The organism is Rheinheimera soli, from assembly GCF_031457405.1.
Lineage (GTDB): Bacteria > Pseudomonadota > Gammaproteobacteria > Enterobacterales > Alteromonadaceae > Pararheinheimera > Pararheinheimera soli_A.
This window is the reverse complement of sequence record NZ_JAVDWR010000006.1, coordinates 197,797-213,052: the sequence shown is the minus strand read 5'-3', so window position 1 is coordinate 213,052 and position 15,256 is coordinate 197,797. Positions and strand designations below refer to the sequence as shown.

General features: G+C 46.4%; 15 protein-coding genes and 4 tRNA genes. 6 read left to right on the top strand and 13 right to left on the bottom strand.

Annotated elements, in window-relative coordinates; genetic code table 11:
• Positions 1-132: 132 nt before the first annotated feature.
• The 4 genes from J2W69_RS11555 to J2W69_RS11540 all read right to left on the bottom strand — a co-directional run bounded on the left by J2W69_RS11555 (position 133) and on the right by J2W69_RS11540 (position 2,919).
• Complete coding sequence (locus J2W69_RS11555; protein WP_127686252.1) at positions 133-732, bottom strand: Yip1 family protein; 600 nt, start codon at positions 730-732, stop codon at positions 133-135.
• Between the two features lie 175 nt (positions 733-907).
• Positions 908-1,675: a tRNA isopentenyl-2-thiomethyl-A-37 hydroxylase MiaE gene (miaE, locus tag J2W69_RS11550; RefSeq protein ID WP_310278418.1), complete on the bottom strand. Its 768-nt coding sequence runs from the start codon at positions 1,673-1,675 to the stop codon at positions 908-910.
• A gap of 13 nt (positions 1,676-1,688) precedes the next feature.
• The gene (lpxH, locus tag J2W69_RS11545; protein ID WP_310278415.1) at positions 1,689-2,432 is read right to left on the bottom strand and encodes a UDP-2,3-diacylglucosamine diphosphatase; all 744 of its coding nucleotides are present in this window, start codon (positions 2,430-2,432) and stop codon (positions 1,689-1,691) included.
• Positions 2,425-2,919 carry a peptidylprolyl isomerase gene (locus J2W69_RS11540; RefSeq protein WP_008899254.1) on the bottom strand — a complete coding sequence of 165 codons (495 nt, stop codon included), beginning with the start codon at positions 2,917-2,919 and terminating at the stop codon, positions 2,425-2,427. The genes lpxH and J2W69_RS11540 overlap by 8 nt, the downstream gene beginning before the upstream one ends.
• Positions 2,920-3,058: 139 nt before the next feature.
• Here J2W69_RS11540 and cysS point away from each other — a divergent pair, with 139 nt between their 5' ends.
• Entirely contained in the window at positions 3,059-4,438 is a 1,380-nt protein-coding gene (gene cysS / locus J2W69_RS11535) for a cysteine--tRNA ligase (protein ID WP_310278411.1), read from the top strand.
• Positions 4,439-4,501: 63 nt separating this feature from the next.
• On the opposite strand, the gene folD is transcribed toward cysS, so the two are convergent.
• Complete coding sequence (folD, locus tag J2W69_RS11530) at positions 4,502-5,359, bottom strand: bifunctional methylenetetrahydrofolate dehydrogenase/methenyltetrahydrofolate cyclohydrolase FolD (RefSeq protein WP_310278408.1); 858 nt, start codon at positions 5,357-5,359, stop codon at positions 4,502-4,504.
• A gap of 243 nt (positions 5,360-5,602) precedes the next feature.
• Between folD and J2W69_RS11525 the strand changes: the two genes are divergently transcribed.
• The 4 genes from J2W69_RS11525 (at position 5,603) to J2W69_RS11510 (ending at position 5,984) form a co-directional block, all read left to right on the top strand.
• Positions 5,603-5,679, top strand: a tRNA-Pro gene (locus J2W69_RS11525).
• 29 nt (positions 5,680-5,708) lie between these two features.
• A tRNA-Arg gene (locus J2W69_RS11520) sits at positions 5,709-5,785 on the top strand.
• Positions 5,786-5,812: 27 nt separating this feature from the next.
• A tRNA-His gene (locus J2W69_RS11515) sits at positions 5,813-5,888 on the top strand.
• 19 nt (positions 5,889-5,907) lie between these two features.
• Positions 5,908-5,984 (top strand) — tRNA-Pro (locus tag J2W69_RS11510).
• A 214-nt stretch (positions 5,985-6,198) separates the two neighbouring features.
• Here the strand turns inward: J2W69_RS11510 and fadE are convergent.
• Positions 6,199-8,661, bottom strand: coding sequence for an acyl-CoA dehydrogenase FadE (gene fadE, locus J2W69_RS11505; RefSeq protein ID WP_310278405.1), 2,463 nt, complete (start codon positions 8,659-8,661; stop codon positions 6,199-6,201).
• 160 nt (positions 8,662-8,821) lie between these two features.
• On the opposite strand from fadE, the gene J2W69_RS11500 reads away from it, so the two are divergent.
• Complete coding sequence (locus J2W69_RS11500) at positions 8,822-9,586, top strand: class II glutamine amidotransferase (RefSeq protein WP_310278402.1); 765 nt, start codon at positions 8,822-8,824, stop codon at positions 9,584-9,586.
• Between the two features lie 21 nt (positions 9,587-9,607).
• On the opposite strand, the gene J2W69_RS11495 is transcribed toward J2W69_RS11500, so the two are convergent.
• The 7 genes from J2W69_RS11495 to cmoA all read right to left on the bottom strand — a co-directional run bounded on the left by J2W69_RS11495 (position 9,608) and on the right by cmoA (position 15,200).
• Positions 9,608-10,339, bottom strand: coding sequence for a DUF3108 domain-containing protein (locus tag J2W69_RS11495; protein WP_310278399.1), 732 nt, complete (start codon positions 10,337-10,339; stop codon positions 9,608-9,610).
• Positions 10,320-10,970, bottom strand: coding sequence for a phosphoribosylglycinamide formyltransferase (gene purN / locus J2W69_RS11490; RefSeq protein ID WP_310278395.1), 651 nt, complete (start codon positions 10,968-10,970; stop codon positions 10,320-10,322). The genes J2W69_RS11495 and purN overlap by 20 nt, the downstream gene beginning before the upstream one ends.
• Positions 10,971-10,978: 8 nt before the next feature.
• Positions 10,979-12,022, bottom strand: a complete 1,044-nt coding sequence (purM, locus tag J2W69_RS11485) for a phosphoribosylformylglycinamidine cyclo-ligase (RefSeq protein WP_310278391.1) — start codon at positions 12,020-12,022, stop codon at positions 10,979-10,981.
• Positions 12,023-12,164: 142 nt separating this feature from the next.
• Positions 12,165-12,572, bottom strand: coding sequence for a hypothetical protein (locus tag J2W69_RS11480; RefSeq protein WP_310278389.1), 408 nt, complete (start codon positions 12,570-12,572; stop codon positions 12,165-12,167).
• Positions 12,550-13,479: a LysR family transcriptional regulator gene (locus tag J2W69_RS11475; RefSeq protein WP_310278386.1), complete on the bottom strand. Its 930-nt coding sequence runs from the start codon at positions 13,477-13,479 to the stop codon at positions 12,550-12,552. Before J2W69_RS11475 ends, J2W69_RS11480 begins: the two co-directional genes overlap by 23 nt.
• A 15-nt stretch (positions 13,480-13,494) precedes the next feature.
• Positions 13,495-14,460, bottom strand: coding sequence for a tRNA 5-methoxyuridine(34)/uridine 5-oxyacetic acid(34) synthase CmoB (cmoB, locus tag J2W69_RS11470; protein WP_310278383.1), 966 nt, complete (start codon positions 14,458-14,460; stop codon positions 13,495-13,497).
• A complete protein-coding gene (gene cmoA / locus J2W69_RS11465; RefSeq protein ID WP_310278381.1) occupies positions 14,457-15,200 on the bottom strand; it encodes a carboxy-S-adenosyl-L-methionine synthase CmoA in 744 nt (247 codons plus the stop codon). Before cmoA ends, cmoB begins: the two co-directional genes overlap by 4 nt.
• Positions 15,201-15,256: the final 56 nt, after the last annotated feature.

Below are 15,256 nucleotides of genomic sequence, written 5' to 3'. Positions count from 1 at the left end.
ATGACCTCAACTTCCCGAACCGCCCTGTGCGGACCCGCATGCAGGGTGGTGTGGCAGGGGTCGATCAACAATATTGATCGCCCCTATGCCGATTACTGAAATCGCGGTTTTAAAAAGTTATTAGTGTACAAACTAATGCGTAAAGGCCGGACCGAAACCTGAGCTCCATAAAATAGCGGTGGCTGTCATCACACACACCAGCAGAATTAAGCCTGTAGTGACCACTGAGCTGGCATAAATAAAGCCGCGCTCTTCAGGAATATGCATCAGAATAGGCACACCTACATAAAGCAAATACACCGAATAAGTTAAGCCTGCCAAACCCACCAGCATCACAAACCAGAGTTCAGGGAATAAAGCAGCAAAACCTACCATAAACAGTGGTGTGGAAGTGTAAGAGGCTAATTCCAGTGTCTGGGTATAGGTAGGTTCAGAACCAAAAGTATGAGCCATCCAGTGTGCCAGATAAGCCAGCGCGAAGACTCCGCCTATCAATGCTACATACATAGCAACAGAAAGCATCATGGCGCTGTCTGCAGTTAAACGTATAGGTTCACCCACACCTATGCTCCAGCCGATGTGTACTGCCGAATAATAAGCACAAAGAGAAGGGATTAGGGCAATCAGCAGGATGTGAATTAAACTGTATCTGAAACTTTCGTGACGAGCGTCTATCGTATGCCATTCTTCTTTCGGATGGGCATACAGTCCCCATAAGTGGTTTAAAATCATAGTTGTTATCCTTGGCTACTACGTTGTTCATTACAGGGCACAGAACAAACCCTTACCTTTGTTATGGCTAATAGAACGAGGTTCGTCAAGTTTAAAGCAGAAAATCTATACTAAGCAGAGCAAAGCGTTATCAGAGCAGCAGAGACAGAGGTTTAAATGGCGAAAAATAACGGCCTTAAATGGCCGTCATGGGGGCACCGCTATGGAACTTAAAATCCGGATCCGGGCTTGAGATCAGTTCAGCTTCGAGCTTACCGAAAAAGCGAACCCGTTCGGTAATATCGGATTTGGAGATCACCTGAGCCAGTTCCAGATAATCAGCAAAATGCCTGGCTTCGGAGCGTAGCAAAGAGGTATAAAAGCTGGCTAACTCCGGGTCAACAAATTCAGCGAGTTTAGCGAAGCGCTCACAGGAACGGGCTTCGATATAAGCGCCACATATCAGTTTATCGATCAGAATTTGCGGTTCATGAGTTTTGCAATTCTGGATCAGGGTTTTAGCGTAACGACTGGCCGTGATATTTTCGTAGGGAATGCCTCTGTCCAGCATAATCTCCAGCACCTGACAAAAATGATGCAACTCTTCGCGTATCAACAACACCATACGGTCAATAATACGATCCGAGTGAACAAAATCAGAACGGCCTATAATACTTTTATTCAGTTTTTCAGCCTGCTTTAAACTTTGAATATCCCCATCAAAACGATAAGCGAAGTCTTCAAAAGGCTTTAGCCAGTTCAGTAAGGTTAAAGAGCTGTCTTTGTCACAGGCATAACGGCGTAGCAGATACATAGCGGTTTGAGCCGCTTTTAATTCACAGATCAAATGGTCCTGTAATAACACGGCCAAACGCTCTGGTTTTTGCGCCTCCACTAACCAGCTGTCCGGCGTTTCACACTGTAAAAATTGATGAATAGGCTGAAGTAATTCGGTAAAACTCATAAAAATCTCAGCATTAAGCCTGGGACAGCGGGTTAAAGTACAGTTGCCAGTCAGAGGCGGAAACATCCAGATAAGAGCTTTGGCTATACCAGTCACCTAACACATAACGTTGTGCTGCGCTGCCATCGGCACCTTGCAATGAATGTACTGCAGGTCTGTGGGTATGACCGTGAATTAAATGCTGCACTTGGTGTTGAGCCATCACTTTGGGCACTTCATCTGGTGTTACATCCATAATGTCGGATGTTTTGCCTTTTTTATCCATAGCACTGACACGGCGTGCTTTGCGTGCCAGATGTTGCCGGTACCACAGCGGTAACGACAGTATTAGCTTTTGCCACCACTTTTGATCCCACCAGGCCCGAAATTTTTGATAACCAATATCCAGAGTGCACAGCGAATCCCCATGCATCAATAAAGTAGGAGTACCATATAAATCGACCACAGTCAGAGGATCAAGCAACTGCATGCCAGAGCGCTTAGCAAATTTTTTGCCGAGTAAAAAGTCGCGGTTGCCATGGCAAAAATATACAGGCACAGCCTGAGCTGTTAAAGCTTTGATGGCTGTGGCAACTTCAGTCAGCAGAGGCGAGGGGTTATCGTCACCAATCCAGACTTCAAACAAGTCGCCCAGAATATAAAGCGCATCGGCTTCTGCGGCTTTTTGCTGTAAAAAAAGCAAAAACGCCGCGGTAATATCCGGGCGTTGTTCGCTTAAATGCAGATCGGCAATAAAAAGGCTGTGGCCTTTAGCCATGGATTTCTGCTTTTTCGATGATCACTGCATCATTTGGTACGTCAGCATGACCAAACTTGCGGCCAGTGGACACAGTTTTGATTTTGTTGATCACATCCATACCTTCCACTACTTCACCAAATACACAGTAACCCCAACCCTGAGAAGTTTCTGAGCTGAAATCTAAAAAGTCGTTGTTGGCTACGTTAATAAAAAACTGGCAGGTGGCAGAATGTGGATCGCTGGTACGGGCCATAGCCACAGTGCCGGCTTTGTTCGCCACTTTGTTATTTGCTTCGTTTTTGATTGGATTGCCTGGTTCTTTTTGTTCCATGTCAGGAGTAAAACCGCCACCCTGGATCATAAAGCCATTGATCACACGGTGAAAAATGGTGTTGTCATAAAAACCTTCTTTGACGTAATTCAAAAAGTTTTCGACTGTTGCAGGGGCTTTGTCGGCAAATAATGCCAGTTTTATAACACCAAAATTGGTATGTAAGCTAACCATGATCATCTCCTGTGGCTTAAAAACGGCGATAGTGTACCGCAGCTATTGGAGATCACAAAGCGAGGATAGCTCAAGACATTTGCTAATGTTACACTGTTGCACTTTGTGACCGATGATTTGATGATTTCCCGAGGAGCCCATGCTGCAGATTTTTAATACCCTGACCCGTAAAAAAGAGTCCTTTGTGCCTTTAGTGCCTGGCAAAGTTTCTATGTATGTCTGCGGCATCACTATTTATGATTTCTGTCATGTTGGTCACGCCCGTACTTATGTGGCTTTTGATGTGATGAACCGTTATTTACGTTTCAGCGGTTATGACGTCACTTATGTGCGTAACATCACAGATGTGGACGACAAAATCATCAAAAGAGCCAATGAAAATGGCGAAAGCTGTGACGCTTTAACGGCCCGTTATACGGTCGCTATGCATGAGGATTTCAAAGCACTGGGTTTAATGCCTGCCGATATTGAGCCCCGGGTCACCACTCATATGGCCGAAATTATTGAGCTGATTGAAACTTTAGTGGCTAAAGGTTATGCCTATATAGCCTCTGACGGTGATGTGCTGTTTGATGTCAGTAAATACGCAGCCTATGGCCAATTGAGTCAACAGAACCTCGATATGCTGCAATCCGGCGCCCGGGTTGAAATTGATCAGGCCAAAGACGATCCACTGGATTTTGTTTTGTGGAAAATGGCCAAACCTAATGAGCCAAGCTGGTCATCACCATGGGGCGAAGGCCGTCCTGGCTGGCATATCGAATGTTCTGCTATGAGTGCAAAACATTTAGGCAAGCATTTTGATATTCACGGTGGTGGTTCAGATTTACAGTTCCCGCACCATGAAAATGAAATTGCTCAATCCTGCTGCGCGCATGACACACCGTACGTTAATACCTGGATCCATACAGGTATGGTGCAGGTGGATAAAGAAAAGATGTCTAAATCTTTAGGCAACTTTTTTACTGTCAAAGATGTGCTGGCAGATTACAACGCTGAAGCTGTGCGTTATTTCCTGATCTCCAGCCATTACCGCAGCCAGTTGAACTATTCGGCTGAAAACTTGCTGCAGGCGCATTCGGCTTTAGGCCGTTTGTACACAGCCTTGCGTGAAGTCACTCCTGCGACAGACGTCGATATGAACAGTGACTATGTCAAAACCTTCCGCGCTGCTATGGATGATGACTTCAATACAGCTCTGGCTTTGCCTGTGCTGTTTGAGCTGGCGCGTGATATCAATAAAGAAAAAGCCACAGATCCGGCCAAAGCCTCACAGTTGGCTGGCCTGCTGATTAAGCTCGGCAGCGTGATGGGTATTTTGCAAGGTGATGCAGAGACCTTTTTACAGTCAGGTACGGATTCAGATGATGTGGCTGAAATTGAAGCCTTGATCACAGAGCGTAATACTGCACGAGCTAACAAAGACTGGGCTGCAGCTGATGCTGCCCGTGATGCTTTGGTGGCTAAGGGTATTATTCTGGAAGACAAGGCAGGTGTTACCACCTGGCGTCGGGGCTAATAACAGCCAATAAAAAGGGCAGAGTTGTAGCTCTGCCTATTTTTCATTCATACCTGTATCTGACTATTGATCGTGGAACTGCTCGCACGCTTCTAAGGTATTTTCAATCAGGCAAGCTACCGTCATAGGGCCTACACCACCTGGCACTGGGGTAATAAAACGTGCATGCTCCTTTGCTTTATCAAATTCAACGTCACCTACCAGTTTGCCGGATTCTAAACGGTTAATACCTACATCAATCACCAGCGCGCCAGGTTTAATCCAGTCGCCAGGAATAAATTCAGGCTTGCCTACAGCCACCACCACTAAATCAGCGCGGCGGACATGCTGTTCCAGCTGTTTGGTAAACTTATGGCAGACGGTTGTAGTACAACCTGCTAATAACAGCTCCAGCGCCATAGGGCGGCCTACAATGTTGGATGCGCCTACAACTACTGCATCCATGCCTCGGATTTGAATACCGGTGCTTTGCAGTAGTTTGATAATGCCTTTTGGCGTACAAGGGCGCAGGGCAGGCATACGCTGAGCTAATCGGCCAATATTGTATGGGTGGAAACCATCGACATCTTTCAGTGGATTGATACGTTCCAGAATAGCGGAGGCGTCTAAGCCTGCTGGCAGAGGCAATTGCACCAGAATACCGTCCACTTTAGTGTCAGCGTTTAAGCTGTCGATTAAATCGAATAACTGTTGTTGAGTTGTACCTGAAGGCAAATCATAAGAAAAAGACTCAAAGCCTACTTCTTCACAGGCTTTACGTTTGCTGCCTACATAGACCTGAGAGGCTGCATCCATACCTACCAGTACTACCGCAAGGCCCGGAGCTCTTTTTCCTGCTGCAAGGCGTTGCTGAACTCTTAATGCGACCTGTTGACGGGTAGATTGAGCTACCGCTTTGCCATCTATGATTTGTGCTGCCATAAAACTGCTCTGTTGACCTGAAACCTGAGGATTTGTATTTTCGCACAGCTACGGCAAAGAGGCCAAGCAGATCAGTTTAACTGGCGTAAAAAGTTAAAAAAACAGCATATTTTCGCGCTATTGATGCCTTTTACAGCAAATAGGTTCAAATATTAAGCAATCAGTTTTTTAGCTGCAAAAAAGGTTTGACGCTCCAAGGGTTGGGCTGTAATATTCCGCCCCGTTGCAGTAGTGTAGCGAAGTCGGTGATTAGCGCAGCTTGGTAGCGCACTTGGTTTGGGTCCAAGGGGTCGCAAGTTCGAATCTTGCATCACCGACCATTTAAGAGAGCCTAGCGGCCTCGAATTTGGCGCCCGTAGCTCAGCTGGATAGAGCAACGGCCTTCTAAGCCGTGGGTCATAGGTTCGAGTCCTATCGGGCGCGCCATTGCAACAATAGTAAAGTTCTACCGTGGTGGCTGTAGCTCAGTTGGTAGAGTCCCGGATTGTGATTCCGGTTGTCGTGGGTTCGAGCCCCATCAGCCACCCCATTTAGACTAGGTTATATGTCGGTGATTAGCGCAGCTTGGTAGCGCACTTGGTTTGGGTCCAAGGGGTCGCAAGTTCGAATCTTGCATCACCGACCATTTTCCCAGTAAAAATAACAGCAGCAATGCTGTTTTTTGCTTTCTGTAGTTCTGAAAATCTTCGATACAACAAACAACACTACAAACTCCACATTCTTTTGTTCCTGTTCAATGATCCCCTTGAGCTTATCTCTTTGTCTAAATCTCTGAACCATGCATTGCTACAGGCAAAAAAAAGCCTGCACAGGGCAGGCTCGATGTGAGCAGTTGCAACTTAAGCGGCAGCAGACTTAGCTTTTGGTTTTTTATCAAACAGTGACTTATCAGCAGCCAGTTCCAGTGGATCAAAATCATCCACGTTGATGGTGTGCAGACGGCCTTGTTCAGCCACTCGCAGCTTCTCTGCTTCAGCTTCAGTGATCACACCCAGCTCTAAACCTAAAGCTGCTACTTCGTGTAAGCGGAAGAATGGCAGACGTTTATTGGCTGCATGCACCACTTTGTCGAAGATAGGCTCAGCGGCGAGAATATCCGTCAGAGCTTTTTCAATTAAACCGATCTGGTTGTTTGGCTCCAGCGTCAGATAGACGTGTGTCGCTAAGCGGCTACGGGCTTCACAAGGTGTTTGCATAATACGCGACACCTGATGATCCAGCTGATCTGAAGGTTTACGTAAAGTACGACCCCAAGGGAATAACAGCTTACCAAGAACTGAACCAACGATACGATTCGGGAAGTTATCCAGCATTTCATCCAGTGCGACCTGAGCTTTGTACATATTGTCTTCACAAGCCCATTGCACTAAAGGTAGATCCTGAGCCGGACGGCCATCGTCGTTATAACGCTTCAGTACAGTAGAGGTCAGATACAACATGGACAACATATCGCCTAAACGGGCAGAGATACGCTCACGGCGTTTTAAGTCACCACCCATAGTACCCATAGCAACGTCAGACATCAGTGCCAACGCAGCGCTGTATCTGTTCATTTGTTTGTAGTACTTAGCTGTTGCATCCGAATACGGGCTGGCAGAGAAGGCTGAATTGCTTACCCCTAACCATAAAGCACGGAAGAAGTTGCTGATGCTAAAACCAATATGACCAAACAAAGCATGATCAAAAGCAGTAACAGCGGCACGTTCATCTTCTAAACCAGCAGCCTGTAATTCAGCCAATACAAATGGATGGCAACGAATTGCACCCTGACCATAAATAATCATATTACGGGTCAGAATATTGGCGCCTTCCACTGTGATGGCAACAGGAGCGCCCTGATAACCGCGGGCTAAATAGTTGTTCGGGCCCATACAGATGCCTTTACCACCATGAATGTCCATCGCATCAATAGTCACCTGACGCATACGCTCTGTCATATGGTATTTAGTGATAGCGGAAATAACAGATGGCTTTTCGCCCAAGTCGATAGAACCTACCGACATAGTAGTCGAAGCTTCTGCCATATAAGCATAACCACCAATACGGGCTAAGGCTTCTTCAATACCTTCCATTTTACCAATAGGCAGCTTGAACTGACGACGAATACGGGCATAAGCACCTGTCAGTAAGGCGGCAGCTTTGATACCACCAGTGCTGTTGGACGGCAGCGTGATAGCACGGCCTACAGACAAACATTCCACCAGCATACGCCAGCCCTGACCAGCCATTTTTGGACCACCTATGATGTAATCCAGTGGCACAAAAACTTCTTCACCCTGAGTAGGACCATTCTGGAATGGCACGTTCAGCGGAAAGTGACGACGGCCAATTTTAACGCCAGGGGTAGAAACAGGGATTAAAGCACAGGTGATACCTAAATCTTTTTTGTCGCCTAACAAGCCGTCCGGATCCTGCATTTTGAAGGCTAAACCCAATACGGTCGCAATAGGAGCCAGCGTGATATAACGCTTGTTCCAGGTCAGGCGCATACCAATAATTTCCTGGCCTTCCCATTCGCCTTTACAAACTATACCTACGTCCGGAATAGCGCCGGCATCAGAACCTGCTTCCGGGCTGGTTAACGCAAAACAAGGAATTTCTAACCCTTTGGCCAAACGAGGCAGGTAGTGGTCCTGCTGCTCTTTAGTCCCATAATGTTGTAGCAGCTCACCAGGGCCTAAAGAGTTAGGCACACCAACGACGCTGGATAACACCATGCTTTTGCTGGTTAATTTTTGTAGTACACAAGACTGGGCATAAGCAGAAAACTCCAGACCACCGTATTGCTTTTTGATGATCATCGCAAAGAAGCCATGATCTTTCAGGTACTGATACACCTCTGGTGATAAATCAGCACGTTCGTGAGTGGTATGCCAGTCATCGACTATGGCCAGTAATTCTTCACAAGGGCCATCTAAAAACGCCTGCTCTTCCGCACTTAAACGTGGCTTTGGATAGTTGTGCAACTTGTGCCAGTCTGGCGTACCACGGAATAAATCGCCTTCCCACCAGGTGGTGCCGGCATCAATAGCTTCTTTTTCTGTGGTCGACATTTCCGGCATAATTTTGCGGTACATTTTCAGCAGCGGCTTGGTTAAGTACTGTTGACGTATGCTGGCGACATTTAATGGTACTGCGACTATTAAAAACAGGATCCAGCTGACCACACCCACTGTATCAGTGAAAGTTGCAACAGCTAATAAAGCAGCGATCAACGCTGTAAACATAGTTAAACTTGCCCTGTGGTAGGCGAGCACGGCGACTGTGCCAAGCAAGGCTACCCAAAAAAATAACACATCCATAATTTACTCCTGAGAACTAGAGGTCTGACCACTGTTGGCTTAGAGTAGTGTGCCTGTTGCAAAGATGCAAGTAATTCCTTACTTTGCAGTCTGGTTTACTGTCAACTTTTGTTGCAGCTTCAGTCTGTCGTGTTACCAAGTATAGGAAGCTATCTGATCTATGTGTGAGTTATTAGGAATGTCAGCCAATGTGCCGACCGATATCTGTTTTAGCTTTAAAGGCTTAAGAGAGCGGGGTGGCAAGACGGGTCCACATAAAGATGGCTGGGGCGTGGCTTTTTATCAGGGCAAAGGGGTCAGTACTTTTAAAGATGCCGATCCGAGTTATCAGTCTGAAATTGCTCGGCTTATCAGTGACTACCCCATTAAAAGTACCGCTGTGGTGGCGCACATCCGTCAGGCGAACAGCGGTGGAGTGGGGCTTGAGAATACACATCCTTTTACCCGTACTTTATGGGGTAAATACTGGACTTACGCTCATAATGGCCAACTGAAGGGCTATGAGGGTTTGGCTGTCGGGCAGCATCTTGTGGTGGGGCAGACTGACAGCGAGCATGCATTTTGTTATCTGCTCAATGCGCTTGAGCAACAATTTCCGGTTGCTCCTGCAGATATGAAACAGGCATTTGATTATCTGGCTACTCTGTGTCCGGCGTTGCAGCAGTTAGGTGTGTTTAATTTGTTGATATCAGATGGCGATTACTTGCTGGCGTATTGCAGTACTAAATTGCACTGGATCACCAGAAGAGCGCCCTTTGGTGTGGCACTGCTGTCTGATATGGATGTAGATATTGATTTTTCAAAAGAAACCACTGAAAAGGATGTAGTGACTATTATTGCGACTCTGCCACTGACCTCAAATGAGCAATGGCAGATAATGAGCAGTGGCCAGTCACAATTGTTTAAGGCAGGAGAGCCGCAATAAGCGGCTCTGGTTAAGGTATTTTTACTGCTTTAAAGTCGCCAGCTGAATATCAAACTGTTCGACCTTTTCTTCAGCCTGCCATAAACGAACCAACAAATAATCCAGTTCCGGTGCTACCCAGGCCACTACTTGTTTGTCAGGGCCTGTGCCTGTGCGTTCAATCCGTATCGCTTTTACTTTGCCGTAGGGCAGAGATAACCATTCTTCGCCAGCCACTTTAAAGCTGTATTCACGTTCCTCACCATGACGGTTCAGCACCTGATACATAAATTCAGTCTTACCGGCTTTTAAATCCAATGCCAGTTGGCTGTGGTAACTCAAAGGGTCGAGCCATTGCTGGTTCCATTGCACAGCTTTGGCCTTTTTAGATTTGCCAACCCTTAGCTCTTTGTTTTCCCAGTTCAGGTTCAACTCGTAATAACGGTTTGGGCCCGAGCCAGTGCGCTGCATCACATAACGGCTGGGTTGAATACGGCCATCTTTGACACTAAAAAAAGATTGTTCAGAGCGTTTATCAGTGAAAATCAGCCAGCTAATATCACTGCTGTAGCCCAGCTCATAACCTTGTTCAGTGGTTTTTACATAACGTTTGGCTTCACCGTGTTTTTTGTCGGAACGCAATACATTGTAACTGGCTTCAAAGGTTGATAACTGAGCTGAAGGCACAGCTGCAGGTTCTTCAGCAGACAAGAGGCTTGAAAAGAGTAAAAAAAATGACGCACTAAGGCGCCATTTATTCGTCATCCTGGTCATTTGCATATCCATGGTCAGACAATAAAAGGCCATCTAACAATGCCTTATCTGACTGCTGTTGTAAACGGTTCTGACAAAACCAGCGTACAACTAATGGATAAATGCGATGTTCCTGTTCGTGTACGCGCTCTGCAACTGCATCAGCATCATCGCCAGGAAAAACCGGAACCTTGGCTTGTAAAATGACTGGGCCGCCATCCAGTTCTGCAGTGACAAAGTGCACTGAGCAGCCATGTTCAGTGTCGCCTGCATCAATAGCGCGCTGATGGGTATTCAAGCCTTGATATTTCGGCAATAACGAAGGATGAATATTCAGTAAGCGGCCTTGATAATGCTGGACAAATTCAGGCGTTAAAATACGCATAAAACCAGCCAGTACCACCAAATCAGGTTGATGCTGATCAATAGTTTCAATCAAAGCTTTGTCATAAGAAGTACGGTCTTCATAAGCTTTATGATCCAGCACCAAGGCTTTAGCTCCGGCTTTTTTTGCCCTTTCCAGGCCATACGCTTTAGCTTTATTCGATAACACAGCTGTGACTTTACCTGCGATAAAACCTGCACTGCAGGCATCTAAGATAGCCTGCAGATTGGAGCCACTGCCTGAAATCAGTACCACAATAGATTTCATGGTTGGGTTTAGCCTTCAATCACAACTTGAGCCTGGTCGGCAGCAACCTGATTGATTTCACCTAAGTGCCAGGCGTTTTCGCCTGCTGCTTTTAACTGGGCTAAAGCTGCATCTAAGTGAGTGGCAGGAACTACGACGATCATGCCTACACCACAGTTAAAGGTGCGGTACATTTCATAACGTTCCACATTGCCTTGCTGTTGTAACCAGCTGAAAATAGCAGGCCACTGCCAGCTGCTCTCAATGATTTTTGCCTGAGTGTTTTCTGGTAATACCCGTGGAATATTTTCCCAGAAGCCACCGCCAGTGATATGGCACAAAGCATGGACTGGCATGGATTTAATCAATGCCAGTAAATTTTTCACATAAATGCGGGTCGGTTCTAACAAGTGGTCGGCAATAGTTTTGCCTTCCAGCATGGTCTGAGGATCCTGACCGCTGACTTCCAGCACTTTACGAATTAACGAAAAACCGTTGGAATGAGGACCAGAAGCGGCTAATGCAATGAGCTGATCACCGGCTTTTACTTTGCTGCCGTCGATAATTTCAGACTTTTCAACCACGCCTACGCTAAAACCTGCGATGTCATAATCTTCGCCATGGTACATACCTGGCATTTCAGCAGTTTCACCGCCTACCAGAGCACAACCCGCCAGCTCACAGCCTGTCGCTATGCCTTCAACAACAGTAGCAGCAGTATTGACATCCAGCTTGCCAGTGGCGTAGTAGTCGAGGAAAAATAAAGGTTCAGCACCTGAAACCACTATGTCATTGACACACATGGCGACTAAATCGATACCTACGCCGTCATGGCGTTTTAAGTCCATCGCCAGACGCAATTTAGTACCCACACCGTCAGTGCCCGATACCAGTACCGGCTCTTTATAGCCAGCAGGGATTTGACACAAAGCACCAAAGCCGCCTAAACCGCCCATTACTTCTTTACGGGTTGTGCGTTTTACTGCACCTTTAATACGGTCAACCAAGGCCTCACCGGCATCAATATCCACACCAGCGTCTTTGTAACTTAACGACGTTTTTTGCTCGCTCACGGCAATCCCCAAATGGCTAAAAAGTGAAGGTCCAAAAAAATTGGCGGCATTTTACCTTGTAAAGCCGCCAGACAAAAGGATTTACTGCACAGCATATGCGAATGCGACCGGAACCGCCTCAGAACTCTGTGCCAAAGACCTGTTATTGCATCACATTGCTCATGGCCTGACCTACATAATTGCGTAAACTGGCACTTGGGGTTTTGGCGATCTGGTGATAAACCAAAGATGCAAAAGGAAACTCTTTACCATTGTAATGAACACAAATGTAAGGGGCTTCAGGAGCCGATTCATCGTGATACCACTGACCACCAACATGATGAATAAAAACTTCACCTGTATAAGCACCAAATACGTTGGATAAAGTAAACAACACCTCATCAGCATGACGTTGTTCCTGTTGACGTAAGTACAGCTCGCTTAGTATTTCGTCGACCAGGGTTAAGCTGTCCAGGCTGAAATCCAGCAGCACCTGATGCTCTTCTGCCGCATAAACAACAGCATCCTGTGCTGTCACTTTCATTAATTCAGTAACTTCTTGGTGATTCATTATTATCCCCTGACTGGTAGTTTTTATGTTCGGCTAATAACAGCTCTCGTAACTGACGGCTGCCAGGCCCCAATGTTTCTTCTTTGGGTGTAATTAAAGCTAAAGGCACAACACGGGCTGAACTTAATGGAATACTAAGGCTGACCAGAACGCCGGTTTTGACCAAATCTTCGATCAGAAATCCAGGCAACCAGCAAAACCCAATACCGCTTTTCAGTATATCTATAGCTTCAAAAAAATTATTTACAGTCCAGCGCTGTTCCGCCCGCAGCCAGCCTACATCTTTAGGTTTGCTGGCCGTATCCCGGATCACTATCTGTAAATGTTGACTCAGCTCATTTAAATCCAGTTCTGGCTGCTGTGCCAGCACATGAGCTTGCCCCACCACAGGCAGCATCTGGGTCACGGTCAAAGGTTCACCTATATAACCTTTAGGTACACTGGGTGACGCTGCTATGACTAAATCTGCCTTATGTTCAATAATCATTTCGGTGGAGCCAGTGATCACAGTATCTATAATCTGAATTCGGCTGCCACGGGAAACAGGATGGAACTTTGCCAGCGCCTGATACAGATATTTTTTCGGGTAAATTAACTCCACCGCAATGCGAATTTCTGGCTCCCATCCGACATTAATATTGGAAGCCAACAGTTCCAAATCTTCAATTTGTTGGGTTAACAACCTGGAGCGGCGTAACATCACTTCGCCCGCCGAAGTTAAAAAAGCTTTACGGCCTTTGACTTCCAGCAGTTCCACACCCAGCTGATACTGCAATTTTGCTACCGCATGATTCAGTGAAGACTGACTTTTATTCAGTAAATCAGCGGCCTGAGCATAACCCCCCGCATCCACTACAGCTTGTAGTATGCGCCATTGTTCCATGGTTGACTTGGGGCGGTATGGCATCAAGGTTCCTTTATTCTAAGCCTGAGCTACTATCACAGCACGCAGTGGCGCCGGATAGCCTTCAATGGTTTTACTATGATCAGTTGGGTCGAGAAAATCAATCAGACTTTCATTTTCCATCCAACTGGTTTTACGTTGTTCATCCAGACTGGTGACAGATAGATCCACCACTTTGGCGTTTTTAAAACCGACCCGCTGCAACCAAAGCAACAATGCCGCTGTACTTGGAATAAACCAGACATTACGCATTTTTGCGTAGCGGTCAGTGGGCACTAATACGGCTTGTTCATCGCCTTCAATCACCAGAGTTTCCAGCACCAGTTCACCGCCTGGGCGCAGTTGTTGTTTTAACTGAACTAAGAAGTCGACTGGGGAGCGGCGGTGATACAACACGCCCATAGAAAACACAGTATCAAAAGCTTTTAGCTCCGGCATATCGTCTATGCCAACAGGTAACAGATGCACAGTGGGATCGGGATTAAAATGTTTGATTGCTTCAAACTGGCAATAAAACAGCTGTGAAGGGTCAATACCTACGACAAATTCGGCACCTTCACCTGTCATCCGCCACAGATGGTAACCACTGCCACAGCCCACATCCAACACTGTTCTGTGTTGAAGCGGGCTGATATGAGGTAAAACTCTGTCCCATTTCCAATCAGACCGCCATTCAGTATCAATGGTTAATCCATGCACAGTAAAAGGGCCTTTGCGCCATGGCATCAATTGTCGCAACAGCACTTCAAGCCGCTGTTTCTGGCCGTCATTTAAATCTTCTGGCAGGCCAAATTCGACTTTATTTTTCAGTTCAACACAGTTTTTCGGTGCAACAGGCAAATGGTCCAGTACTTTTTGCCATTGCTTAAAATCGCCATGCAAAGCGTCCTGTTCCCAATTTTTCAGTTGAGCCGGTAATGTTTCCAGCCAGTGCACCAGCTTATTCGCAGCAATTTGCTGATAAAAACTTTGAAAACGGCTCATCGTTGCTCCTCTGTTGCTTTTATTGCGACCATAGAGCAAAAGTTAAAACACTGAAACCACAGGCTGATATGTTCAAAGCCTGCAGCAGACAATCGCGCTTTATGTTCAGCCAGACTGTCGGGGCGCATCACATTTTCAAGCGCAGTGCGTTTTTGGCTGATTTCCAGCTCGCTGTAGCCATTGGCGCGTTTAAAGTCGTGATGTAAATCAATCAGCAGCTCGTGCGTGGTGGTATCGGGTTCGATAATTTTTTCCGACAACACAAAAATGCCACCTGGTTTCAACGCCTGATAAATGCGCTCAATCAGGCGGGCTCTGTCTTCTTTGGCTAAAAACTGTAGCGTGAAATTACTCACTATGACTGCAGCGTTTTCCATAGGGATATTGCGTATATCTGCCAGCAATACAGTAGCTGGTACATCAGAGCGAAAAGCCTGTAAATGGCTGGTGCAGCGTTCTACCATAGCTGCGCTGTTATCCACGCCTATTAACTGACAACCAGATTCAGTGATCTGGCGGCGCATAGCTAAGCTGGCAGCTCCTAACGAACAACCTAAGTCATAATAATTGCTGTTGGCTTGCTGAAAACGTTGGGTCAGCTTGCCTATGGTCTGAATAATGGTTTGATAGCCAGGCACAGAGCGCTGGATCATGTCCGGAAAGACATCAACCACGGCAGAGTCAAAACAAAAATCCTGAATATGGCCCAAAGGGTCAGCGTAAATATGATCTTTTTGCATCAATGGAATAACTTCATACCTGTAATTGGCGGCTAGTTTAACGTATTTTGGCCTTT